The sequence below is a fragment of the Bacteroides sp. RTP21281st1_H5_RTP21281_210402 genome (assembly GCF_040918965.1).
GTDB lineage: Bacteria > Bacteroidota > Bacteroidia > Bacteroidales > Bacteroidaceae > Bacteroides > Bacteroides congonensis.
Window position 1 is genome coordinate 222,915 of sequence record NZ_JBCOWR010000009.1, and the last position, 25,435, is coordinate 248,349.

A 25,435-nucleotide genomic window follows, 5' to 3' on the forward strand; every position below is an offset into this window, starting at 1 on the left:
TGAAATAGAACCTAAAAAGGTGGACTTTTTTAGACCGGAAATCAAGTCCACCTTTTCGTCCACCTCGTAAATGCCGTAAAGTGCCTCAATTTGCCGTTTTGTAGAAAAGAAAAACCGCTGACAATGTTTGATTATCAGCGGTTTACGTTAAATTGCTTTTTGTTTGAGTGATCCGCCTGGGGCTCGAACCCAGGACCCCAACATTAAAAGTGTTGTGCTCTACCTGCTGAGCTAGCGAATCAATCCTTATTTGCGAATCAGTTATTTCCTGATTGCGGGTGCAAAGGTAGTGACTTTTATTTAATCTGCAAGTGTTTCGTAGAAAAAAGTTTCAATTATTTTTCCTCTTTACCGCTTGTTTCTTGATTATCAGTAATTTCGACTTCATCATATTTTATCTTTTCTTTGTTGATAATAAAGCGTTGATAATAGGAAAGCATCAAAGTGGTGAGAGGTAATGCGATGATCATTCCAAGCATCCCCATTAAAGAACCCCAAATAGAAAGAGATAAAAGGATGATGGCAGGATTCAGTCCGGTAATCTTTCCCATGATTTTGGGGACAAGGAGAGTGTCCTGTATGATTTGCACGATGGCAAAGACTGCCAATGCACATGCAATGATAATCCAAAAGTTCTGTCCGGTATCGGCAGCTTTGAGGATGGCCAGTACAATGGTAGGGAGAAAACCGATGATTTGCAGGTAAGGAACCATATTGAGAGCCCCGATGAAAAGCCCTAAGGCGATGGCCATCGGGAAATCAATAATCAGGAAACCTATGCTGAAAAGAATACCTACACAGAATGCAACCAATGCCTGACCACGGAAATATCTGTTCATACCGTCCTGCACATCGTAAACGAGGTTGGAAGCGAACTTGCGGTATTTATTCGGAAGCAGGTGAAGCCATCCTTCGGCTATGGCTTCATAATCCAGTAATATAAAGATTACATATAATAATATGATAAAGGAAGCAAGGATACTGAACAGGATATTGAGTGATTCTGCAAGCAAAGCCCACATCCTGGGTACTGTTTCCTTGATTGCGGCAAGAATATTCTCCTCACTAAGCATCTTGTTCAATGCCACCAAATCGAGATTCTCATGGACAAATTCGGAAAGCGTTTTGGGGACGTTGCTGCCGCCGCCGTTTGTGAGATAGCTTACCAATAAATCATTCATCCTGCCTATTTCAGAAATCATCGGTGGAACCAACAGATAGAACAACGCTACTCCGACAACACTAATCAGAAATAGAGCACAGAAAATGGAAAGGATACGACTTTTCATCTTCAGCTTGTACTGGAAGAACTTGACCAGCGGATAAACCATATAGGCAATCAGCCAGGCAATAAAGAAAGGCAATAGCACTCCGCTCAACCGTTCTACAAGCATTAATATCCCTACCACCATCACGCATCCGATGGCACCGCGTATAAAACTGTCGAATGTTATCTTCTTCCTTTCCATATATGTTTTCTGTTGGGTTTTATATCTTTTGTCCGTCCTCTTCCAACGCACGGAGATAGCATTGCCTGCAAAGAGGTTCGTATTCTGCCGTTTCGCCCAAAAGGACTTGCTTGTCATTCTTGACTGTACGATGTGAGAAAGATGCCAGATCTCCGCATTTTACGCAGATGGCATGTACCTTGGATACTTCATCGGCTATGGCGCAGAGTTGTGGCATCGGCCCGAAAGGATTCCCTTTGAAATCCATGTCCAATCCTGCAATAATGACGCGAACCCCGTTGTTGGCAAGCTGATTGCAAACGTCTATCAGTCCGCTGTCGAAAAATTGCGCTTCGTCGATACCTACTACATCTATCTCGGAAGTAAACAGCAGGATACTTGCCGATGAATCAATAGGAGTGGAAGCAATGGAATGACTGTCATGTGAAACGACATCTTCTTCCGAATAACGGGTGTCGATAGCCGGTTTGAATATCTCCACGCGCTGACGTGCGAACTTTGCCCGCTTCATTCTGCGAATCAGTTCTTCTGTCTTTCCCGAGAACATGGAGCCGCAGATAACTTCAATTCTACCCCTTCTTTTAGTCTCCTGTATGTGGTCTTCTGAAAATAATACCATGTGATTTCGTGCTTTCTTGATTAAATAAATGACTGCACAAAGGTAAACAATTCAATGTGCAAGAACTGTTAAAATATCCATTATTTTAAGTTATTGCATAAATTATTCCTACATTCGCACCATATTAATAATGGATGAACATGAAACAGAAGCTATTAACAGATATCGAACTGGATGTTCATGAGTTGAAGTATCTCATGGAGTCTTTTTCCAAAGAGCCGACTCAGACTCTGTCTGAACTGTTGAAGCGGAGTATTGCGCGTATGCAGGGACGTCTGGATGAACTGTCGCAGGAGGTAGATGCTGTTGAGGTGGAATCTGTTGTTGTGGAAGAAGATGAAGCAGGCGATTCTCTTATCGCAGAAGAGAAACCGGTTATAACGGAAGAAGTGCCTGTCGTCGAGGAAGAGCCTGTTATTGATAAGAAGGAAGAACCTAAATCCGCAGTGTTGGGAGAAAGCATCAAATTGGCTGCCGGCCTGCGCCATTCTATCAGCCTGAATGATTCTTTCCGTTTCTCACGCGAATTATTTAAAGGGGATACTGATTTGATGAATCGTGTGGTCGAACAGATTTCGGTAATGAGTTCTTATAAGACTGCTGTCGCCTTCCTTTCTTCGAAAATTGAAATAGACGAAGAGAAAGAAGCGGTAGTTGACTTTCTGGAGCTACTAAAGAAGTATTTTAACCAATCAGCATAAACAAAAAGAATATGGGAAAGTTGTATGTAGTACCTACGCCGGTAGGAAATCTTGAGGACATGACCTTTCGGGCTATCAAAGTCCTGAAAGAGGTCGACTTGATTCTGGCAGAGGATACGCGTACTTCCGGTATCTTGCTGAAACACTTTGAAATAAAGAATGCAATGCAATCCCACCACAAATTTAATGAACATAAAACGGTGGAAAGTGTTGTTAATAAAATAAGGGGCGGTGCATCGGTTGCGTTGATTTCGGATGCCGGAACGCCCGGGATTTCTGATCCTGGATTCCTGGTGGTTCGTGAATGTGTGCGCAATGGCATTGAGGTGCAGTGCTTGCCGGGAGCAACGGCTTTTGTTCCGGCACTCGTAGCATCGGGATTGCCGAACGAGAAATTTTGCTTCGAGGGTTTTTTGCCCCAAAAGAAAGGACGTCAGACACGACTGAAGGCATTAGCAGAAGAACGCCGTACGATGGTGTTTTATGAATCGCCCCACCGTCTGTTGAAGACGTTGACACAGTTTGCCGAATATTTCGGTGCTGAACGTCAGGCAACCGTGTCGCGCGAAATATCCAAGCTCCATGAGGAGACGGTACGCGGCAGTCTGACAGAGTTGATAGAACACTTTACCGCCACCGAACCACGGGGCGAGATTGTGATAGTATTGGCAGGAATAGACGATTAAAATAACTTCATTTAAAAACGTAAAACGTAAACGTATGAAAAAGTTAGCAGTTTTATTTGTATGCGCAGCCATGTTGGCTTCGTGTGATGGCTTTAAAGGTGGAAGCAAAGACCTGAAGGCTGAAAATGATTCTCTATTGATGGAACTGACCCAGCGCAATGCTGAACTGGATGATATGATGGGAACTTTCAATGAAGTACAGGAAGGTTTCCGTAAGATCAATGCTGCTGAAAGCCGCGTGGACTTACAACGCGGAACTATAACAGAAAATTCAGCTAGTGCCAAACAGCAGATCGCTTCTGACATCGAATTCATCTCTAAGCAGATGGAAGAAAACAAAGCACAGATCGCTAAATTGCAGGCTCAGTTAAAGAATAGCAGTTACAATTCTGCACAAATGAAAAAAGCTGTTGCCGCTTTGACTGCCGAACTGAACGCTAAACAACAGCGTATCGAGGAGCTTCAGACAGAACTGGCTTCCAAGAATATCCGTATTCAGGAACTGGACGCTGCTGTCAGCGACTTGTCCGCAGCTAAAGAAACATTGGTTGCAGAAAACGAAGCTAAAGCAAAAACCGTTGCCGAACAGGAAAAGAGCTTGAACGCTGCCTGGTTTGTATTCGGAACAAAATCTGAATTGAAAGCTCAGAAGATTCTTCAGAGCGGAGATGTTCTGAAGAGCGCTGATTTCAACAAGGATTATTTCACTCAAATCGATATCCGTACGACGAAAGAAATCAAATTGTACTCTAAACGTGCTGAGTTGCTGACTACTCATCCGTCCGGTTCTTATGAATTGGTAAAAGATGACAAAGGTCAACTGACATTGAAGATTACTAATCCTAATGAATTCTGGAGTGTATCCAGATACTTGGTGATTCAGGTAAAATAAGGTAGGATTCCTTTTTTGAATTGCCAATGTGCTGATTCCTGAATTCGAGAAATTAGCACATTGGCTTTTTTATTTCTTATATACACCCATAGCTACTGATGAAATATAAAAATCTGTTTTTTGATCTTGACGACACTATCTGGGCTTTCTCCCGCAATGCCCGCGATACCTTTGAAGAGGTATATCAGAAATATGCATTCGACCGTTACTTTGATTCGTTCGACCATTATTATATGCTTTATCAGAAACGAAACACAGAACTTTGGATTGAATATGGCGAAGGGAAGGTGACGAAAGATGAACTGAACCGTCAGCGTTTCTTTTATCCTTTGCAGGCGGTAGGAGTGAATGATGAGGATTTGGCTGAAAAGTTCTCGAAAGATTTCTTTGCTGTTATTCCTACAAAAAGCGGTCTGATGCCTTATGCCAGAGAGGTGTTGGAGTATCTTGCCCCTAAATATAATCTGTATATCCTTTCCAATGGCTTTCGTGAATTGCAATCGCATAAGATGCGTTCGGCGGGTGTGGATGGTTATTTCAAGAAGGTGATTCTTTCGGAAGATCTCGGAGTGTTGAAGCCCCGACCTGAAATCTTTAATTTTGCCCTGTCTGCCACTCAATCCGAGATGCGCGAATCGTTGATGATTGGCGATAGCTGGGAAGCGGATATCACCGGAGCGCATGGGATAGGGATGCATCAAGCCTTCTACAACGTGACGGAACGGACTACTTTCCCTTTTCTTCCTACTTATCACATCCATTCTCTGAAAGAATTAATGAATTTATTATAAGTTTTCTGGATTAAGTCGTATTTTTGTTGCGTTTAATAAATGCATAAAAATGCGATATAATCATGGATAGTACACTTCTGCCTTTTGCTTTACTTTGCTTCACCTCGTTTTTTACGTTGACCAACCCTTTGGGGACAATGCCCGTCTTTCTGACGATGACTCATGGAATGACGGAGAAAGAGCGTCAGTCGATTGTCCGTCGCGCCACTATTGTGTCGTTTATCACAATAATGGTTTTCGTCTTTGCCGGCCAGTTCCTTTTTAAGTTCTTCGGTATCTCTACTAACGGATTCCGTATTGCCGGGGGAGTGATTATCTTCAAGATAGGCTTCGATATGCTTCAAGCCCGCTATACACCGATGAAGCTGAAAGATGAGGAAATCAAAACGTATGCGGATGATATTTCTATTACTCCGCTCGGTATACCTATGTTGTGTGGCCCCGGAGCGATTGCTAACGCTATTGTATTGATGCAGGATGCACATTCCTATGAAATGAAGGGGATATTGATAGGCACTATTGCCCTGATTTATCTATTGACTTTCTTCATTCTTCGTGCTTCTACGAAGTTGGTGAATGTCCTGGGTGAGACGGGAAATAATGTGATGATGCGTCTGATGGGATTGATCTTGATGGTGATTGCGGTGGAATGTTTCGTGAGCGGGGCGAAGCCGATATTGGTGGATATTGTGAGAGAGGGGATGGGTGATATTCTCAAATAAAACAAAATGAAGATATAACTTTGGTAATTTTTAAATTCTATATATAGAGAAAACTTCTGTTTTATTATAGAAAAACCGACAGTTTGATTTTAATAATATCAAACTGTCGGTTACATTATGTTTTTTTATAAATGTTCTATTTTAGAATATGTCAATAGTTCGTTGATATAATCATTTGATAATCACCGAAGCTACCTTCATCAACAGTCAGAGGTCCATTCAATGTTATTGTACCTTTACATGCGTCAATAGTACCAGTGGCTTGATAGGCGACATTATTGTAACCACCAACCCATGCAACACTTCCATGAGCAACAATTTGTTTGCTTACTTTTACAGTGTGAGTACTTGTGTCAATTGTTAATTTTAGAATACCATCAGGCTCTACGCCTTCAGCAACTCCATGTATCTCCAGTTCTGTATCTGATGTTTTAACGATTTCTGCCCGATAAGACTCTGCATAAAAGTCATTTAATACTACAGGGCCTACAAATTCTTCAAGATCCAATTGACATGCAACCGGATATCTGACGTTGTATGAATAGGCTCTTCCATCAACCTCCCATCCGGTGAAGAGCTTGTTGTTGAAGTCTGAATATTCATTCCAGCCATATACAACGTAACCGTCCTTTAGAACCGCATTGGTTGTGAAATAAACAATTTCTCCTAGTGTAGGAGCTTCTTTCCCGAATTGCTGATACACGTTGGCCATATCTATTGATATATCTTTAGGGAATTCTTTAATGTTATCTATGATGACTTTGGAAGTTGTTTTGCCGTTCACATCAGTGAAAACACATAAGAGTTGCGCATAGTCAAGCATGGAATAATCTCCTTGCTGTTTGGGAATAGATACAGAAACTTTATAATTGCCGTCTGTTATTCCGGCAGAAAGTACCCCATCAGAGTCGGGTGCACGAACAATGTCAATGACTACTCCTTTTTTTACCTGGTCTATAGGATAAGGGAGGTCTCTATCGCAACTGACTGTCAGCAATGCCCAAAGGGCAGTTGCTATGAATAATTGTATATATCTCATATTCGTTTTTATTTTCATCATTAATAGTTTATTTATCCCAGAATAAAATAGGATTGCTCAAATTTCTTCCTTCGTTAGTAACGTTAGGGTTACGTGTCACTTCCGAACTTGGATACCACATTGCTCTCGGAAAAGCATTGATACCTTTTAGTGGAATATTTACCGGCCCTAGTTCCGGATCTTGACTGGTTTTATAAGGAGATTGAGCATACGTTGCATTCTGAGGCAATAGGGTAGGATATCCGGTACGACGTATATCGGTATATGCTTCAACTGGATTAAAGAAGTTGGCAATCCATTTTTGAGTCATGACAATGCATAATTTTTCTTCATTATTGGCAGCAGTGTCATACTTTCCTAATACTTTTTCCACAAAAGTCTCAATGGATTCATTGCTTATGGCAGGTACATTTGCATCAGAAGCCTTCGCTACTGAATTGACGTGATTTATAGAACGTTTAATACCTTCTTCAAGAGCCTCCTTTGCATCTCCGTTTGCATTTCCTGTTAAATATAATTCAGCTAAAAGGAAAGGGACTGAATAGGCTTGCAACATCTTTTCGGGTGCCACGCCATTACCGACTTTTGCATCACATTTTCCGCCATTACCATTATCGTATTTTCCTCCACATGGATAAATGCCGATAAAAGTAGAAGTTTCCCGCTGGTCATTACTTGCTCCGGAAGCATTGGATGCAAAGAATATGGAAACAAAAGCACCGTCACGGTAATCTGTAGCATTCTGTGCCTTATCCCCCGCTTTTATTTGGTTTACCCAATAGTATGGGATACGTGGGTCTGTGATGCCTACGAATGGGTTGTTTGTTACATTTAAATTCTTTCCACTCATTGTTTCGTAAATCCAGGGACTGATGTAATAAGTGCTTTGACCACCGAGATATTCATCTACATAAGCTTGGTGACGTTCGTCCGGCGTATCTTTGGCGGTATGTTTGAATTCGAAATCCTCTCCGTCATTCATGAATTTGTTCTCGGAAAGCAGGTTGGATAACTTTGTATTCCAGTCTGTTATCTCATCTTTAGCTTTTCTTGATTGTACCAATAACTTTAATTTTAAGGTGTTACCCATTCTTACCCATTTCTCAATGTTGCCTTTATATATCAAATCATCGTTTGCTGGTTTCAATAAATTAGCAGCATTGGGATCTTGCAGATTGCCTATGGCTTCATCTATGAGTGCAAATAATGAATTGTAAATATCTTGGCTACGGTCTAATTTGGGAGCATAATTACCTTCTATATCAAATTCAGTGTATGGAATATCTCCCCAAAGATCAACGAGATTGGTAAATGCATAAGCTTTCATTAATTTGCCTATTCCCGCATAAATCATGTTATTTCCTTCTTCTGCAGCTCTGATAACAGCGTTTGTGTTTTTCAGACCATAAGCGTAACCCTGTAACCAGGTGTTTCCCAAGGTGGAAGTGGCATTAGTTATGCCATAGTTGTCAACTTCACGGGAGCTCAGATGAAAAACATAAGAAGGTAATGAAGAACCGATGTAACTACCGGCTGCAAAAGACATGGCTATGTCATATTCAGCCCCGGTTAACACTTTATTCAGTTCTGCACTTGTTGGCTTGTTCGGATTGTCATTAATATCGAGATATTTCGAACAACTCGTGCTGACAAGCAGTGTTGCTGTTAAAGCATATAATAATTTGATAATTTTCATACTTTATTTTTATTAGAATGTGAGTTTGAGATTAAAGCCGTAACGTCTTGTGTTAGGGGCTGAGGTGTAATCAATTCCTTGTACGTTGCCGCCACCATAACTGCTTGCTGTTGGATCGTAATTAGAATATTTAGGAACGTTGGGAGCAAAATACCAAAGGTTGCGGGCTACAAATGATATAGTTGCCGAACCGATAAAAGTTTTTGCCAACCAGGATTTAGGAAGTTGGTACCCAATGCTTAACTCTCTTAAGCGGAAAGTCGTAGCATCATAAACAGATGCTTCATCTACCCCGTTGGTTGCAAATGTAGACACACTGGTACCCGGCGAGAACCATAAGTCAAGTTCCTTCATTTGAACATTGTTGGGGATTTTATTTCCATTTCCGTCTAGCAACGGTTTTTTCGTGGAAGGATCAGCCAAGTATCCGGGCAAGATACGGGAACCATAACGGTCTTCTGTGTCTTTGGTAACACCACGTCCCAATAAGTCAGGAATGTATGAAGTCCAGACGCAACCACCAATTTGTGCATCGAACATGAATGACAATGAGAAACCTTTGTAGGTAAATGTATTGTTCAAGCTAAGTTTGCAATCTGGAGCAGGATCTCCTAAGTCGCCTTCTTCATCTGCTATGAGATAAGCCCCGGAGTTTGGATCCACCAGATAATTGCCCTCTTCATCACGCGCAAAAACTTGTCCTACCAGCATTCCATAAGGTTTGCCTACTTCAAGAACGGCTTTTGGTGTTGCAAAACCTGTATTTAAAGAAACTCGTTCTACTCCTTCTGCCAATTCTTTTACTTCACTTCGGTTTTGGGTATAAGTAAAGTACATATCCCATTTGAAATCTTTATTTAAAATAGGTATAACATTCAATCCTATTTCAATACCATGGTTATTCATTTTACCAAAGTTGGTATAATAGCTCCCGTACCCGGTAGAGTATGGAAGGCTTAATGGAGCGATTTGATTAGTGGAGTTACGATTGTACCAAGTGAAATCAACATTTACACGGCTTTTTAAGAATTGTAATTCAGCTCCAAATTCAACCTCTGATGTAAATTCCGGTTTTAAATCGGGGTCAAACATGGAAGATGGTAATGATAATATTGGTTGGCCGTTAAAGGGTTGCCCCAAAGTAAATGTACCATTTTTATAGTATGCGCCCGCATCATTACCAACTTTAGCCCAACTTAATCGCACTTTACCGAATTTGATAATATCTTCATTTATATGAAATGCATCTGTAAATACAAACGAACCTGCAATTGACGGATAGAAGAAACTACGATGATTTTTGGGTAGCGTGGATGAAAAGTCATTACGTCCTGTGATATTCAAGAATGCATAATTCTTGTAATCCAATGTAACATCTCCAAATAATGCCCATAAACGGGTTCTTGTATATTCTTCTTCCGATGTTTGTGATTCTGTATTATTTATATTGTAAACTCCCGGAGACATAATGTTCATACCCTTTGTCAGAGTTTCGTTAGCGGTGAATTGATTCACATTATGTCCCAAAGTCGCTTTCAGCCCAAAATCTTTATGAACCGGAATATTGAAACGTAACAGTAAAGTTGATTCTATTTCTTGTGTATCATAAGTAGAAACAAGAATACGTCCTTTTCCACCCAAAGCTCTTGAACCTAAATTTAAAACCTCCTTACGATCCATTTTATAATCATTGATACCAACGCGATAGTCAACTGAAAGCCATTTTGTAATATCATAACCCATATTTACATTTGCTATAGTTCTATCCATTTGAGTGTTGATCGTATTATACTTCCAGGACCAAATTGGATTATCTGCCTGATCGCCCACAAAGAATAAAGATTTATGGTCAGGTGTTTCATAAGGTAGTGACATATCCCAGTTACGTCCAAGGATTAAAGCACGTGCAAATGAAGAGGCGCCAATACCGCTGGATTGATTGTTACCGAACATCGGACCATTTTGCTCGTTTCTTGAAAAAGAGACATTTCCTCCGATACGTACTCCGTTAGCTAAAGTCTGGTTTCCACCGACACTGATAGAATAACGACTAAAGTCAGCATAAGGTATGTAACTATCTTGATCCATTTTGGATAAAGTTGCAGTAAAGTTACCGGTTTCGGTATATCTGTTGAAGTTTAATGAAAGATCATATATTCCTCCCAGCTCGAACAGATCTTTGACATTGTTTTTATATGCTTTATAAGGTATAGTTTGGGGAAGATTCGGATAGGCTTTTCCATAAGCATTAGCAGCATATATACTCAAAGGCACCTCTGTTACATCTGTAAAAGCCGCTCCCCAAGAACCGTTTGCACCCCCTGGAATAAAATCATTACCTGTACCGAAAGAATTTTGATATTCAGGCAAACCTGCTATTTGTTCGATCGTGTAGGATGCATTTAAGGTGATTTCCATACCTTTTCCAGCTTTTTTCTTACTTTTTGAACCTGTTTTTGTTGTGATAAGCACTACACCATTGGCAGCACGTGAACCGTACAGGGCGGCTGCTGCTGCACCTTTTAATACGTTCATTGATTCAATATCGTTCGGGTCAAGTGTGGAAATACCACTACCGTAAGCACCACCGGCATCGGTAGCTTGATTTGAAGAAGCAACTTCCGTGTTACTATAGGGAACACCATCAACTATATATAATGGTTGATTGTTTCCTAAAAACGATGAGTTGCCTCGAATGGTCATACGTGTGGCCGAACCGGCAGCACCAGAGGGTGAATTAATCGAAACACCGGGTATTTTTCCATCTAAAGAACGTATTAAGTCCGGTTCTGCTTTTTGGATAGCTTCATCTGCATCAACCTTGGATACAGAATATCCTAATGAACGTTCTGCTCGTTGAATTCCGACTGCAGTAACTACAATCTCATCAAGTTTTTGAGAATCAGACTTTAAAATAATCTTTAATACTGGCTTTATAGCCACTTCCTGAGTCTGCATACCAATGTACGAAATCTGCAAAGTCTTTGCAGAACTTGGTACATTCGATAAATTAAAATTACCATCTACATCTGTGATTGTACCTTGGGTGGTACCTTTTACTAACACAGAAGCGCCAACAACCGGCTGCCCATCTTCTTCAGAAATCACAACGCCTGTGACCTTCTGAGTCTGAGCAGTTACCAGGCTTATGCCCACAAAAAGGCATGCCAATAACAGCATCAATTTTCTTTTCATAAATTCTCTCTTAAAGTTTAACTTTACATTAATTGTTTCTTTACTCTAACAATTTGCAAATATATTAATAAATATGAAACTAACAATTATTTTAATAAAAAAAGGTTGCAAATCTAACATATTGTTATTTTTGTGGCTATTTTTATGCTAATAAACACCTTTTTATAGCATTAAAATAGCCACTTTTAAAAGTGTATAGTGATATTTTGTTTGAACAAAATGTACCTTTTAAGATTTCTTTTAGTCATTTTCCGTCACATTTCCCCTTTAATAAAGCTGCTTTTTGCTTTTTACGTAAGAATAGTAACAAAAAAGTGGCATTTAATTTAAAGTTTTGTGAATACTCAATGATTAAAAGAATATTTTTTTTAGAGATATTAATGCAAATTCATCTCTGATGTAGCACAGAACTGCGTTTAATTTGTTCTATTATTAATTAAAAAGGAAAAGTATGGAAAAGATTAGTTACAATCTTGTGTTTAACAGAAAAAAGAAATTGAATAAGAAGGGGATGGCATTGGTGCAGGTGGAAGCTTATCTCAACAGGAGAAAAATGTATTTCTCTACTAAAATATATCTCAAGGTCGACCAATGGGACACTAAGCGGAAAATGGTAAAAAGCCACCCTAACGCTGATGTCCTCAACCGCATGTTATATGAATATATAGCTGCGATTGAGCAAACCGAACTTGGACTGTGGCAACAAGGGAAATCGATTTCACTAGATTTATTAAAAGAGTCTATTGATAGACCTGTAAGTAATGGAAGGTCATTTCTGAGTTTCTATAGAGAAGAAGTTTCCAATTCTTCATTGAAAGAAAGTACCAAGCAGAATCATCTTTCTACGCTTGAACTACTTCGGGAGTTCAAGAAAGAGATATCGTTTACGGACTTGACATTCGAATTTGTTTCTTCATTTGACAATTACATGCAATCCAGAGGATACCACCTTAATACCATAGCCAAACATATGAAACACCTGAAACGGTATGTCAATGTTGCTATAAACAAGGAATATATGGATGTACAGAAATACGCTTTCAGAAAATATAAGATTAAAAGCGTGGAGGGCAATCATACACATTTGTCACCAGAAGAGCTGCATAAATTTGAAGACTTACAGTTGACTGGGAGATTTATGAAATTACAAAAGACAAAAGATGCCTTTTTATTTTGTTGCTACGCAGGGCTGCGATATTCCGATTTTATAAATCTGAACCCTGCGAATATTGTCGAATTTCATCAGGAAACCTGGCTTATATATAAATCTGTAAAAACCGGAATCGAAGTACGTCTGCCATTATACCTATTATTTGAGGGCAAAGGAATTGGTATATTGCAACGCTACAAGGAAGAATTGAATAGTTTTTTCAAGCTAAAAGATAATTCTAATATCAATAAAGAGTTGAATGTATTAGCAAACTTGGCGGGTATTGACAAACGGGTATCTTTTCATACTGCACGTCATACAAATGCTACCTTATTATTATATAGCGGTGCAAATATAACCACTGTACAAAAATTATTAGGTCACAAAAGCGTGAAAACCACTCAGGTATATGCAAATATAATGGACATTACAGTTGTGCGTGATCTTGAAAAGGCGGCTTTGTTGAAGGGGAAGAACGGATATAAGAATTAGATTGAAAAATTCCATTTCCAAATTTATTGTTTTATAGCCACGGGTACTCAATTCATAGGTTAACCGTATTAAAATCTTACTTTTGTGTGGTTTTGAACTTAACTGTTACATAATGAAAAAAATATCTATCATACTATCATTCATTTTTATATTATGTTAGTTATCAAGAGAATAAGTATGATAGATGTGTTTTAAAAAAGGTATCTATCATTCTTATACCATCAAAAACAGGGTATCTCTCATTAATAAAATAGCCGAATAAAGGTCGGACAGGCGTAAGATAGCTTGTTTTTGTAGCAATAAATCCATATAAATCTGACCATCATGGCTTAATAATTCCACTTGAATGGCGATAAGTTTATAGCCCACAAGTGCAGGCTGTTCGTCACACATACGTGGGCTATACGGTTTACAGGTGCGGGCTGTACAGCCTACATATGTGGGCTATAAAAAGATTACCGTTCCTAATGGATTATTAAGCCGACAAATGCGGATTACCATTCTGTAAAATAGACATCCCTGTGGCGTTATATGGGTATTTTTCCCTGATACTACACTAAAATAGAGCAGTATTGGTATGATAGATACCCGTTTTTTATGAAGAAAGTATGATAGATATCGGATTTTAAAAGTATCTATCATACTTATCATCTTGATAACTAACATAATATAAAAATGAATGATAGTATGATAGATGTTTTTTCATTATATAGTAGTTCAAATCGTATAGTTATCAGTTGACTCATTTCCACACCTAGTTATATTCATCTAATTATAGATAATTATAACAATTAATAGCAACAAAATGGTTACCTATCACAAAACGGTAACAAGTAACGTTTAATATTCTTCTGAATATAAATGATATTTGCTTGATAATCAGGCAAATAAATCGCTTATTCGGGTGGAAATACAGTAGAATAAATCATTAACTCAAGATTTCCAATAAATACTAAAACGCTTATTATCTGTACTTTACATTTGATGCATATTTATGCCAAACAGATATCATATTATCTGTTTGTCGCTCATTATAAAGAGGTTACGATAATATTTAGTTCTGCAAAGACTTTGCAGATTTCGTATATTGGAATGCAGACTCAGGAAGTGGCTATAAAACCTACTCTGAAAGTTGTGTTAAAGTCTGATGCACAGCAAATTGATGAAGTGATGGTTGTAGCTTATGGTACTGCAAAAAAAGCGTCATTTACAGGTGCGGCTTCTACCGTTAAAGGAGACAAAGTTTTGAAGGATATTCCGGTGACTTCTTTTGAAGAAGCTCTTTCTGGAACAACTCCGGGACTGACTATTAATTCCACTAGCGGACAGCCGGGGGCAGGATTGCAGATTCGTGTTCGGGGTACCGGTTCTATGAACGCATCTAATGAACCGTTATATGTTATTGATGGTGTACCGGTTGTGTCGGGTGATATAGCGATATCTGCTGTGACGGATGATTCAAAAGCATTTAATGTAATGTCATCCATTAATCCGAGCGATATTGAGAATATTACGGTGCTAAAAGATGCTGCCGCTGCGTCATTGTACGGTTCACGTGCTGCCAATGGTGTTATTTTGATAACAACCAAGCATGGGAAAGCAGGTAAGACCCGGGTTAATTTTAAGGCAAATTGGGGATTTTCTGATTGGGCCATGAAAAACCGTAAAAGCGTGAATGGACAGCAACGTCACGAACTGACGTATGAAGCGTGCTATAATGAAGCTACCATTTATGGTATTCCTGATGATGATGGTAACTATACAGGACCGGCTTCTGAAGCAGAAGCAAAAGCTTATGCACAGGAAATGGCCGATTTCTATGCTGATGACAAATATGATGTTGATTGGGAAGATGCTTTCTTCCGTAAACATGGTTCCAGTCAGAATTATGAGTTTTCAGCACAAGGTGGAGATGAACGTAACTCATTTTTTGCTTCATTAGCATATAAAAAAGAGGAAGGTAAATCAAGAACATCTTCATTGGATGGATTTATGGGACGTATTAATGCAGTTCACCGTTCTGCAAATAATAAATGGCAAATGGGAGCTAATATTTCTATGTCGAGACAAAGTTCATCTGTTTCGAGTGAGGGTACCGCTTATGCTAATCCTTTCTTCCTGATTAATTATGTGTGTACTCCGAATATGCCGATTTATGATGATGAAGGCAATTATTATACGCATCCGTTCCTGCAGCAGATATTTACTCACACTCATCCGGTAGAAGATATTAATCTGGATAAGAATGAATCGAAGGTATTCAGGAGTTTCAATAACTTGTGGGCTTCATACCAGTTTATTGAGGGGCTGACTCTGAAACAAAGTATCAGCTATGATTATGTGAACAATAACTCTATAACTTATTGGCCGTTAAACTCTAACAATGGAACGCTGACCGGTGGGTTAAGAGCTAATTATCCGATGCAACAGCAAAATAGCTATTCATCTACTACTTTGAATTATGTGAAGACATTCGGACAAAAGCATAATTTGGATGCATTGATCGGTTGGGACGTGGACGACCGTCGTACTGAGTATGTTTTTGCTACCTCTTCGGGATATCCTCACGATAAGCTTCCTGAATCAATAAATGCGGCTACTCCTGAGGAAGGTTCTGCGTATTATACGGAAGATCATTTACTTTCTTTGCTGTCGCGTGTTAATTATGATTATGATAATAAGTATTATGCATCGGTAAACTTCCGTAGAGATGGTAGCTCACGTTTGGGGGCTAATAACCGTTGGGCTAATTTCTGGTCTGTATCGGCAGCCTGGAGGTTGACGCAGGAAGATTTCATGAAAGGTATCACGCAGATTAATGACTTGAAAGTAAGAGCTTCTTATGGTATAAACGGAACACTGCCTAGAGACTTGTATGGACATTTGAGTTTGTATGGATACGGTTATAATTATCAAAGTATTGCAGGTTCTGCACCTAAATCAGTTCCTAATCCTGACTTGTCATGGGAAAAGAATAAGAACTTCAATATTGGTTTTGACGCATCTCTTTTTGACCGTTTGAATATCAGCTTTGATTATTACAGCCGCAGGACTAGTGATTTGTTGCAGAATGTGCCGACTTCAATGGCTGTTGGTTTCAAGACGATGTTGAAAAACGTAGGAGAGATGACCAACAGGGGAGTGGAGCTTGATATTAATGTTGATGTATTTAAACATACACAAGTAAAATGGAATACAGGTCTGGCACTTTCGCACAACTCAAATAAAGTGTCTAAACTGTATGAAGGGAAAGATATTATAGACGGTACCAGCATTATTCGTGAAGGTGAATCATATTATTCATGGTGGAGTCGTGAATGGGCGGGCGTTGACCCTGCAACCGGTGAGGAACAATGGGTTTTGAATACCAAGAATGCAGATGGAAGCCTTAATAAAGAGTTGACAAAAAATCCGGCTCAGGCTCAGAGAGTAGTTATTGGCAAACCGGATCCGAAGCTGACCGGTGGCTGGAGAAACTCAGTATCATGGAAAGGTCTGGAACTGAATTTGTTATTTAACTTTTCATTGGGTGGAAAGATTTTTGATACAATGAGAACAAGCTTTACTGACACTGACGGTTATGTGGTTTATTACAATTCTTCTGTTGACCAGCTTGACAGATGGCAGAAACCGGGTGATGTAACGAGTGTGCCGAGACGTATCAATAACTATGAATATGGAAATTACGGAAGCTCCCGTTTTATGAAAGATCTGAATTACTTGCGTTTGAAGAGTATGAGTTTGTCATATACTCTTCCGGCACAGTTGACACGCCGTGCACAAATGGAGAATGTACGTTTGTTTATTTCCGGAAGCAATCTTCTGACATGGACCTCTTACAAAAATGTGGACCCGGAACAGCCGATTAATGGCATTCCTACTTTTGCTTTCCCAAATCTGAAAAGTGTGACATTGGGTATTGAAATCGGATTTTAATAAGAAAAACAGAATATGATGAAAACAATCAATATATATAAAAAAATAGGGGGAGTCCTTTTTACCGGTTTGATTATGCTGTCGTCCTGCAGCGATTATCTGACGACTTTGCCTACTAATTCTTTGGTGAGTGATGGTGCTATAAGTACACCTGAAGATACAAAAACTGCGTTGAACGGAGCGTATGCCGGATTGATTAGCGCAAGAACGGATGATGTCACTTATTATTATTACGGAATGGATTTTCTGGCTCGTGCTGAAGTTGGAGGTGATGACACTCAGACAAATAAAGTAGGTGACCGTACAGAGAATTACTACCGTTTTACATACCGTCAGAATAATGCTCCACAAGATTTGTGGTATCCTCCCTATGCGGTTATTAATCGGGTGAATGTACTTTTGGACGCCATTGATAAAGGTGAAGTGCCAATGAACGATGTTGTAAAGAACTCAAAAGGGGAAGCGTTGGCTATTAGGGCGTTAGCACATTTTAATCTGCTTATCACTTATGGCGCCCCATACTTGAAAGATAATGGAGCTTCATTAGGAGTGCCTGTTGTAAAAACGGTATTGACTGCCACTGACCTTCCAAGCCGTTCCACGGTAGCGGAGGGATATCAGGCTGTGCTGGATGATTTGTCGGATGCGTTAGGATTGATTAGCGAGGAGAAAAACTATGGTCATTTTAACAGATGGGGTGTGAAGGCTTTACTGGCACGTGTAAATCTATATAAAGGTGACTATGATGCTGCTTATTCATATGCTAAGGATGTGGTGGAGAATGGTCCGTATTCGTTGATTGATAATGCTGATTATCTGACGGTATGGGGGCAGGAAGAAAATAATGAATCTATATTTGATTTAGCGTTGTCATCAACTTCTTATTCCGGTGACCGTGAATTATGGGGGGCAGTTGTCAGTCCGAGTGAATATGGAGCGGTTGTTGCTACAAAAGCATTTGTAGATCTTTTGAATGAAGATCCGGATGATGTGCGTCTCGGTTTGTTGGTTGCTGATAAAAATGGGACAGAGCGTACTATAAACAAGTATCCGGGACGTGGTTCGGTTACAATTAATAATGTCCGTGTTTTACGTTTGTCGGATATTTATTTGATAGGCGCTGAGGCTGCTTTGAAGAAAGCGTCACCTGACCAGGATTTAGCGGATGAATATCTGTATCAGATTAGACATCGTGCCAATCCGAATGTTACAAAAATTGACGCTACATTAGATTTGATAGCTAAAGAACGTCGTAAGGAATTGGTATTGGAAGGACATCGTTTGTATGATGTATTGCGTCAAGGAGCGGAAATCACCCGTCAAGGAGGTTCACATTTCTTGAATGGCAATGATTTGATAACGGTAAAATGGAGTGATTATCGGACTGTGATGCCTATTCCCCAGGCAGAAATAGATGCTAATCCAAATATATTGCAGAATCCGGAATATAACTAAAACTTTATTGGGTTGAGGAGTGTTTTCTCCTTAGGAATGGAGCTTGTGATTGATGAAAAATGAAGGAACTCAATCACAAGCTCCATATTTTTTGTTATATTTGCGCCCACATTATTATATATAAGAGTAAAGAATGAAAGAATTTGTAATATCCGAAGCCAAAGTAGAGACAGCAGTACTTGTCGGACTCATCACGCAGACGCAGGATGAGCGTAAGACGAACGAGTATCTGGACGAACTGGCGTTCCTTGCCGAGACGGCTGGGGCGGAAGTAGTGAAACGATTTACACAGAAGTTGCCGACAGCCCATTCGGTGACCTATGTAGGAAAAGGAAAACTGGAGGAAATCAGACAATATATCCGTAACGAAGAGGAAGAAGAACGTGAAGTGGGAATGGTCATCTTTGACGATGAGCTTTCCGCAAAACAACTTCGTAATATAGAAGCCGAACTGAAAGTGAAGATACTGGACCGTACTTCGCTGATTCTCGATATATTTGCCATGCGTGCCCAGACTGCCAACGCGAAGACGCAGGTGGAACTGGCACAGTACAAATACATGTTGCCACGTCTGCAAAGACTCTGGACTCACTTGGAACGACAGGGTGGTGGTTCAGGTGCCGGTGGCGGTAAAGGTTCAGTGGGACTCCGTGGTCCGGGTGAAACACAGCTCGAAATGGACCGCCGTATCATCTTGAACCGTATGTCATTGCTGAAAGAACGCCTGGCGGAAATTGACAAGCAAAAAGCTACCCAGCGTAAGAACCGCGGACGTATGATACGTGTCGCACTGGTTGGTTACACCAATGTCGGTAAGTCGACCATAATGAACCTGCTGGCAAAGAGCGAAGTGTTTGCGGAAAACAAACTGTTCGCTACATTGGATACCACCGTACGTAAGGTGATTATTGAGAATCTTCCGTTCCTGTTGTCAGATACGGTAGGATTCATCCGTAAGTTGCCTACCGACTTGGTTGAATCATTTAAATCTACTCTGGATGAAGTTCGCGAAGCGGACTTGTTAGTGCACGTGGTAGATATCTCACACCCCGGATTTGAAGAACAGATTGAGGTGGTGAACAAGACGCTGGCCGAAATTGACGGTGCCGGCAAACCCATGATACTTGTATTTAATAAAATAGACGCCTACACCTACGTGGAGAAAGCGCCGGACGACCTTACCCCCCGAACTAAGGAAAACTTGACACTCGAAGAACTGATGAAGACGTGGATGGCAAAGATGGAAGACAACTGCCTTTTTATTTCCGCCCGCGAACGAATCAATATGGACGAACTGAAAGATGTAGTTTACCGACGAGTGAAAGAATTGCATGTTCAGAAATATCCCTATAACGATTTTCTTTATCAGACCTACGAAGAGGAAGAATAATTAATCAATGTGCTGCTTTGCTGATTGGGGGAAGCGGCACATTACTATATTTATTTATATGAAAGACTATCGTAGATTGACTGAAGATGAGGTGCTTCAGTTAAAGAGCCAGTCGTGTCTGGCCGATGATTGGGGAAATGTTCTGGTAGCCGATGGATTTAATTGTGAGTATGTCCATCACACCCGTTTTTCGGGAGAAGTGAAGCTAGGGGTATTTGAAGCTGAATTCACACTGCGGGGCGGTATTAAGAAACATTCGGGATTGCGTCATGTGACGCTGCACAATGTGACGGTAGGGGATAACTGCTGTATTGAGAATATCCAGAATTACATTGCCAATTATGAGATTGGCAGTGATACCTTTATTGAAAATGTAGACATCATCCTGGTGGATGGGTTGACTACTTTCGGTAATGGGGTGGAAGTGGCGGTTCTTAATGAAACCGGAGGACGTGAGGTCTTGATTAATGACAAACTGTCCGCACATCAGGCGTATATACTTGCGCTGTACCGCCATCGTCCCGAACTGATCAGCCGCATGAAATCCATTGCGGATTATTATTCCAACAAACATGCATCTGCTGTTGGCAGTATTGGTGAGCATGTGATGATTCTCAATACAGGCTCCATCAGGAATGTCCGGATTGGCGATTATTGCCATATCTGCGGAACCTGCCGTCTGACTAACGGTAGTGTGAATAGTAACGTGACGGCTCCCGTACATATCGGACACGGAGTGATTTGTGATGATTTTATAATCTCTTCCGGTTCGCAAGTGGATGACGGCACGATGTTAAGCCGTTGCTTCGTCGGGCAGTCTTGTAAATTGGGGCATAACTATTCCGCTTCCGATTCCTTGTTCTTTAGTAACTGCCAGGGAGAGAACGGAGAAGCTTGCGCCATTTTCGCGGGTCCTTTCACCGTGACACATCACAAATCGACTTTGCTGATTGCCGGTATGTTCTCGTTTATGAATGCAGGCTCAGGGTCTAATCAAAGTAACCATATGTATAAGCTGGGTCCGATTCACCAGGGGACGATGGAAAGGGGAGCGAAAACGACTTCCGATTCATACATCCTGTGGCCGGCACGTGTCGGAGCTTTCTCTCTCGTGATGGGACGCCATGTCAATCATGCAGATACATCCAATCTTCCTTTCTCTTACCTGATAGAGCAACGGAATACGACTTATCTGGTTCCGGGCGTTAATCTGAGAAGTGTCGGTACAATCCGTGATGCCCAGAAATGGCCGAAACGTGACAAGCGGCAAGATCCGAACCGGCTGGATTATATCAATTACAACCTTTTGAGTCCCTATACCATTCAGAAGATGTTCAAAGGGCGTTCTATCCTGAAAGAATTGAGACGGGTATCCGGTGTGACATCCGAAATCTATTCTTATCAAAGTGCCAAAATCAAAAACTCTTCTTTGAATAACGGTATCCGCTTTTATGAAATAGCTATTCATAAATTCCTGGGCAACTCAATCATCAAGCGGTTGGAAGGTATCAACTTCCAAAGTAATGAAGAAATCCGCCAACGTCTGAAACCGGATACGGAAATCGGAATCGGTGAATGGGTGGACGTGTCCGGGCTGATTGCTCCCAAAAGCGAGATAGACCGTCTGCTGGATGGCATTGAGAATGGTACCATCAATCGTTTGAAGTCAATCAATGCCTGTTTTGCAGAAATGCACGAGAACTATTACACCTACGAATGGACGTGGGCTTACAATAAGATTCAGGAATTTTATGGCTTGAATCCGGAGACTATTACGGCGCAAGATGTGATCCGTATCGTAAAATCCTGGCAGGAAGCTGTTGTAGGACTGGATAAGATGGTATATGAAGATGCAAAGAAAGAATTCTCCCTGTCTTCCATGACCGGATTCGGTGCCGATGGCTCTCACGACGAGATGAAGCAGGACTTTGAACAAGTGCGTGGTGATTTCGAGAGTAATACATTCGTGACGGCTGTGTTGAAACATATTGAAGAAAAAACAGCTCTCGGAAATGAACTGATTAAACGTATCGAAGGCATACAAGAGTAAGCAAACCATAACCTATGAAACGATAGACGGCGGGCGGTGTGCAACTAAAGCACAACTTGTCCGCCATTTTTGTTTCAACGCCGGATTTCTCCGTTATTCATTCTTAATTCTTCATTCCTCATTCACCATTCTTCATTCTTAATTACTACCTTTGCCACACTAACTAACATTACGTAATAAAATAAGAGACTTATGGCAACACCTCCGTTTAAGTATCAGCCCATGTTTGAAAAGGGGAAAGATACAACTGAGTATTATCTGCTTACAAAAGACTACGTGTCGGTAAGCGAGTTTGAAGGAAATCCTATCCTGAAAATTGAGAAAGAAGGTTTGACTGCGATGGCTAACGCAGCTTTTCGTGATGTATCATTCATGCTCCGCCGTTCGCACAACGAACAAGTTGCTAAGATTCTGAGTGATCCCGAAGCCAGCGAAAACGACAAGTATGTGGCATTGACTTTCTTGCGTAATGCGGAAGTTGCTTCAAAGGGGATACTTCCTTTCTGTCAGGATACGGGTACTGCCATCATCCACGGTGAGAAAGGCCAGCAGGTATGGACCGGTTATTCTGACGAAGAAGCTCTCTCGCTGGGTGTCTATAAGACATATACTGAAGAGAACCTGCGTTACTCTCAGAATGCGCCTCTGAATATGTATGATGAGGTAAATACAAAATGCAACCTTCCCGCACAGATTGATATCGAAGCTACCGAAGGCATGGAATATGAGTTCCTTTGCGTAACGAAAGGCGGTGGTTCTGCCAACAAAACTTATCTGTATCAGGAAACGAAAGCTATCCTGAATCCGGGTACATTGGTTCCATTCCTCGTTGAGAAAATGAAAACTCTGGGAACAGCCGCTTGTCCTCCCTATCATATCGCTTTCGTTATCGGTGGTACTTCTGCTGAAAAGAATCTGTTGACAGTGAAGCTGGCTTCTACTCATTTCTATGATAACCTGCCGACAACAGGAAACGAATACGGTCGTGCATTCCGTGATGTCGAACTGGAAAAAGAAGTATTGGCTGAAGCTCACAAGATTGGTCTTGGTGCGCAATTCGGCGGTAAATATCTGGCTCACGATGTCCGTATAATCCGTCTGCCTCGTCACGGCGCCTCTTGTCCGGTAGGTCTGGGCGTATCCTGCTCTGCCGACCGTAACATCAAATGTAAAATCAACAAGGAAGGTATCTGGATTGAGAAACTGGATTCAAATCCGGGAGAACTTATTCCGGTGGAACTGCGTAAGGCAGGCGAAGGCGATGTTGTAAAGATCGACCTGAACCGTCCGATGGCTGAAATCCTGAAAGAATTGACTAAATATCCGGTATCGACCCGTCTGTCACTGAATGGAACGATTATCGTAGGTCGTGACATCGCACACGCCAAACTGAAAGAACGTCTGGATCGTGGTGAAGACCTGCCGCAATATGTCAAAGATCATCCTATTTACTATGCAGGTCCGGCAAAAACACCGGAAGGCATGGCTTGCGGCTCAATGGGTCCGACTACAGCAGGACGTATGGATTCCTATGTAGAGTTATTCCAAAGTCATGGCGGCAGCATGGTTATGCTGGCAAAAGGTAACCGCAGTCAGCAGGTAACGGATGCCTGCAAGAAATATGGTGGTTTCTATTTGGGTTCTATCGGCGGTCCGGCTGCTATTCTTGCTCAGAATAACATCAAGAGCATTGAATGTGTGGAATATCCGGAACTGGGTATGGAAGCTATCTGGAAGATTGAAGTAGAAAACTTCCCTGCATTCATCCTGGTAGATGATAAGGGCAACGACTTCTTCAAACAGTTGAAACCCTGGAATTGCACTAAATAAACAGACAATAAGTTCATTTATATAAAACTATTTATTTAAGGGATACCTGTCAATTTTCCGTATGGGTATCCCTTTTTTACTAACTTTTCCTTTCTGCTTACTACTAATTACTATTATGAAACCATCGACAATTGAACTGACTAATCAGAAGAACCAGCATATTGTATGGCTGGATGTTGTACGCCTTATCGCAATGTTTACAGTTGTTTGCTGCCATTGCACCGATCCTTTTAATTTTTATCCGGGCACTGCTCCCAATATCGGGGAAATCAAGTTATGGGGAGCTATCTATGGATCTGTTCTCCGTCCCTGTGTACCCTTGTTTGTGATGATAACGGGTGCATTGCTTTTACCTGTCCGGGGGGATGCTTCCACTTTTTATAAGAAACGTATTACCCGTGTCCTGTATCCGTTCTTAATCTGGTCTGTTATCTACAATCTTTTTCCTTGGATAACGGGCGTATTGGGGTTGGAGCCTAAGGTTATTCTTGATTTCTTTCCTTATGCCGGCGAGGAAGTGATGCAGCAATCCTTTTCGGTGGCTGTGCAGTATATCCTGGCAATTCCTTTCAACTTCTCAGTATTGGCAGTGCATATGTGGTATATTTATCTGCTTATCGGGCTTTATCTTTATTTGCCCATATTCTCGGCATGGGTGGAAAAGGCTTCGCAGCGTGCTAAACTGATGTTTCTGCTGGCTTGGGGCGTGACCTTGCTTCTGCCTTATTATTATCAGTTCGTTTCTCCTTACCTGTGGGGCTCTTGCTCATGGAATTCTTTCGGAATGTTGTATGCATTTGCCGGATTCAACGGATATTTATTATTAGGGCATTATCTGAAAGACCTCGACTGGAGTTTAAAGAAAACATTGTTAATCGGTATTCCGATGTTTGCAGTTGGTTATGTTGTGACGTTCTTCGGTTTCCGTCATATGACGGCTTTGCCGGATTGTACTGATGAAATGTTGGAGCTTTTCTTTACTTACTGCTCTCTAAATGTGGTTATGATGACCATTCCTGTATTTCTGTTGGCTAAAAAAGTCAATGTCCGTTCGGAGAGAATACGGAAAGCATTAGCAGATTTGACCGTGTGTGGTTTCGGAGTCTATATGATACATTATTTCTTTACCGGTCCGTCTGTGGTATTAATGAGGGCTCTTAATGTACCTATTCCTTTGCAGATTCCGATTGCCGCAATAGTTGCGTTTGCTGCTTCCTGGTTGATAGTACATTGGGTGAACCGCATTGGTAAACCTGCAAAATACATAATGGGATAACAAAATGCATAATGGGATAAAAGTCCAAAGGCTTTTTTGAGGACAT

General features: G+C 40.9%; 18 protein-coding genes and 1 tRNA gene. 12 read left to right on the forward strand and 7 right to left on the reverse strand.

The features are described from left to right. Nucleotides 1-168: 168 nt before the first annotated feature. The 3 genes from AB5443_RS15000 to AB5443_RS15010 form a co-directional block, all read right to left on the reverse strand. Nucleotides 169-241 (reverse strand) — tRNA-Lys (locus AB5443_RS15000). 94 nt (nt 242-335) lie between these two features. Continuing rightward, a complete protein-coding gene (locus AB5443_RS15005; protein WP_022140378.1) occupies nt 336-1,469 on the reverse strand; it encodes an AI-2E family transporter in 1,134 nt (377 codons plus the stop codon). A gap of 19 nt (nt 1,470-1,488) precedes the next feature. After that, nucleotides 1,489-2,088 carry a thymidine kinase gene (locus AB5443_RS15010; protein WP_277134362.1) on the reverse strand — a complete coding sequence of 200 codons (600 nt, stop codon included), beginning with the start codon at nt 2,086-2,088 and terminating at the stop codon, nt 1,489-1,491. 140 nt (nt 2,089-2,228) lie between these two features. On the opposite strand from AB5443_RS15010, the gene AB5443_RS15015 reads away from it, so the two are divergent. The 5 genes from AB5443_RS15015 (at nt 2,229) to AB5443_RS15035 (ending at nt 5,880) form a co-directional block, all read left to right on the forward strand. After that, entirely contained in the window at nt 2,229-2,789 is a 561-nt protein-coding gene (locus tag AB5443_RS15015) for a hypothetical protein (RefSeq protein WP_022140376.1), read from the forward strand. An 11-nt stretch (nt 2,790-2,800) separates the two neighbouring features. Beyond that, nucleotides 2,801-3,475, forward strand: coding sequence for a 16S rRNA (cytidine(1402)-2'-O)-methyltransferase (rsmI, locus tag AB5443_RS15020; protein ID WP_022140375.1), 675 nt, complete (start codon nt 2,801-2,803; stop codon nt 3,473-3,475). Nucleotides 3,476-3,509: 34 nt separating this feature from the next. Further along, nucleotides 3,510-4,367, forward strand: coding sequence for a hypothetical protein (locus AB5443_RS15025; protein WP_073344035.1), 858 nt, complete (start codon nt 3,510-3,512; stop codon nt 4,365-4,367). A 98-nt stretch (nt 4,368-4,465) separates the two neighbouring features. After that, nucleotides 4,466-5,158, forward strand: a complete 693-nt coding sequence (locus tag AB5443_RS15030) for a YjjG family noncanonical pyrimidine nucleotidase (RefSeq protein ID WP_277134358.1) — start codon at nt 4,466-4,468, stop codon at nt 5,156-5,158. 62 nt (nt 5,159-5,220) lie between these two features. Then, nucleotides 5,221-5,880 (forward strand): MarC family protein, encoded by a 660-nt coding sequence (locus AB5443_RS15035; protein ID WP_277134356.1) that lies wholly within the window; start codon nt 5,221-5,223, stop codon nt 5,878-5,880. A 151-nt stretch (nt 5,881-6,031) separates the two neighbouring features. Here the strand turns inward: AB5443_RS15035 and AB5443_RS15040 are convergent, their stop codons facing one another. From AB5443_RS15040 to AB5443_RS15050, 3 genes are read right to left on the reverse strand one after another with little or no spacing between them, the layout of a single operon-like run. Next, nucleotides 6,032-6,919 carry a hypothetical protein gene (locus AB5443_RS15040; RefSeq protein WP_231590165.1) on the reverse strand — a complete coding sequence of 296 codons (888 nt, stop codon included), beginning with the start codon at nt 6,917-6,919 and terminating at the stop codon, nt 6,032-6,034. A gap of 28 nt (nt 6,920-6,947) precedes the next feature. Next, nucleotides 6,948-8,615 carry a SusD/RagB family nutrient-binding outer membrane lipoprotein gene (locus AB5443_RS15045; protein ID WP_277134352.1) on the reverse strand — a complete coding sequence of 556 codons (1,668 nt, stop codon included), beginning with the start codon at nt 8,613-8,615 and terminating at the stop codon, nt 6,948-6,950. Nucleotides 8,616-8,627: 12 nt separating this feature from the next. Continuing rightward, nucleotides 8,628-11,810, reverse strand: a complete 3,183-nt coding sequence (locus tag AB5443_RS15050; RefSeq protein ID WP_283139958.1) for a SusC/RagA family TonB-linked outer membrane protein — start codon at nt 11,808-11,810, stop codon at nt 8,628-8,630. Nucleotides 11,811-12,261: 451 nt separating this feature from the next. Between AB5443_RS15050 and AB5443_RS15055 the strand changes: the two genes are divergently transcribed. After that, on the forward strand, nt 12,262-13,452 hold the full coding sequence (locus tag AB5443_RS15055) for a site-specific integrase (protein ID WP_022140366.1): 1,191 nt from the start codon (nt 12,262-12,264) through the stop codon (nt 13,450-13,452). 213 nt (nt 13,453-13,665) lie between these two features. Here the strand turns inward: AB5443_RS15055 and AB5443_RS15060 are convergent, their stop codons facing one another. Next, nucleotides 13,666-13,845, reverse strand: a complete 180-nt coding sequence (locus AB5443_RS15060; RefSeq protein ID WP_277134350.1) for a hypothetical protein — start codon at nt 13,843-13,845, stop codon at nt 13,666-13,668. A 657-nt stretch (nt 13,846-14,502) separates the two neighbouring features. Here AB5443_RS15060 and AB5443_RS15065 point away from each other — a divergent pair. From AB5443_RS15065 to AB5443_RS15090, 6 genes are all read left to right on the forward strand, one after another. Continuing rightward, nucleotides 14,503-17,388, forward strand: coding sequence for a TonB-dependent receptor (locus AB5443_RS15065; protein WP_283139959.1), 2,886 nt, complete (start codon nt 14,503-14,505; stop codon nt 17,386-17,388). A 15-nt stretch (nt 17,389-17,403) separates the two neighbouring features. Continuing rightward, complete coding sequence (locus AB5443_RS15070; protein WP_277134346.1) at nt 17,404-18,843, forward strand: RagB/SusD family nutrient uptake outer membrane protein; 1,440 nt, start codon at nt 17,404-17,406, stop codon at nt 18,841-18,843. 133 nt (nt 18,844-18,976) lie between these two features. Continuing rightward, a complete protein-coding gene (hflX, locus tag AB5443_RS15075) occupies nt 18,977-20,233 on the forward strand; it encodes a GTPase HflX (RefSeq protein WP_044655140.1) in 1,257 nt (418 codons plus the stop codon). A 58-nt stretch (nt 20,234-20,291) separates the two neighbouring features. Continuing rightward, a complete protein-coding gene (locus AB5443_RS15080; RefSeq protein ID WP_277134343.1) occupies nt 20,292-22,283 on the forward strand; it encodes a DUF4954 family protein in 1,992 nt (663 codons plus the stop codon). A gap of 192 nt (nt 22,284-22,475) precedes the next feature. Then, entirely contained in the window at nt 22,476-24,113 is a 1,638-nt protein-coding gene (locus tag AB5443_RS15085) for a fumarate hydratase (RefSeq protein WP_022140361.1), read from the forward strand. A 115-nt stretch (nt 24,114-24,228) separates the two neighbouring features. Further along, nucleotides 24,229-25,389: an acyltransferase gene (locus tag AB5443_RS15090; RefSeq protein WP_368113317.1), complete on the forward strand. Its 1,161-nt coding sequence runs from the start codon at nt 24,229-24,231 to the stop codon at nt 25,387-25,389. Nucleotides 25,390-25,435: the final 46 nt, after the last annotated feature.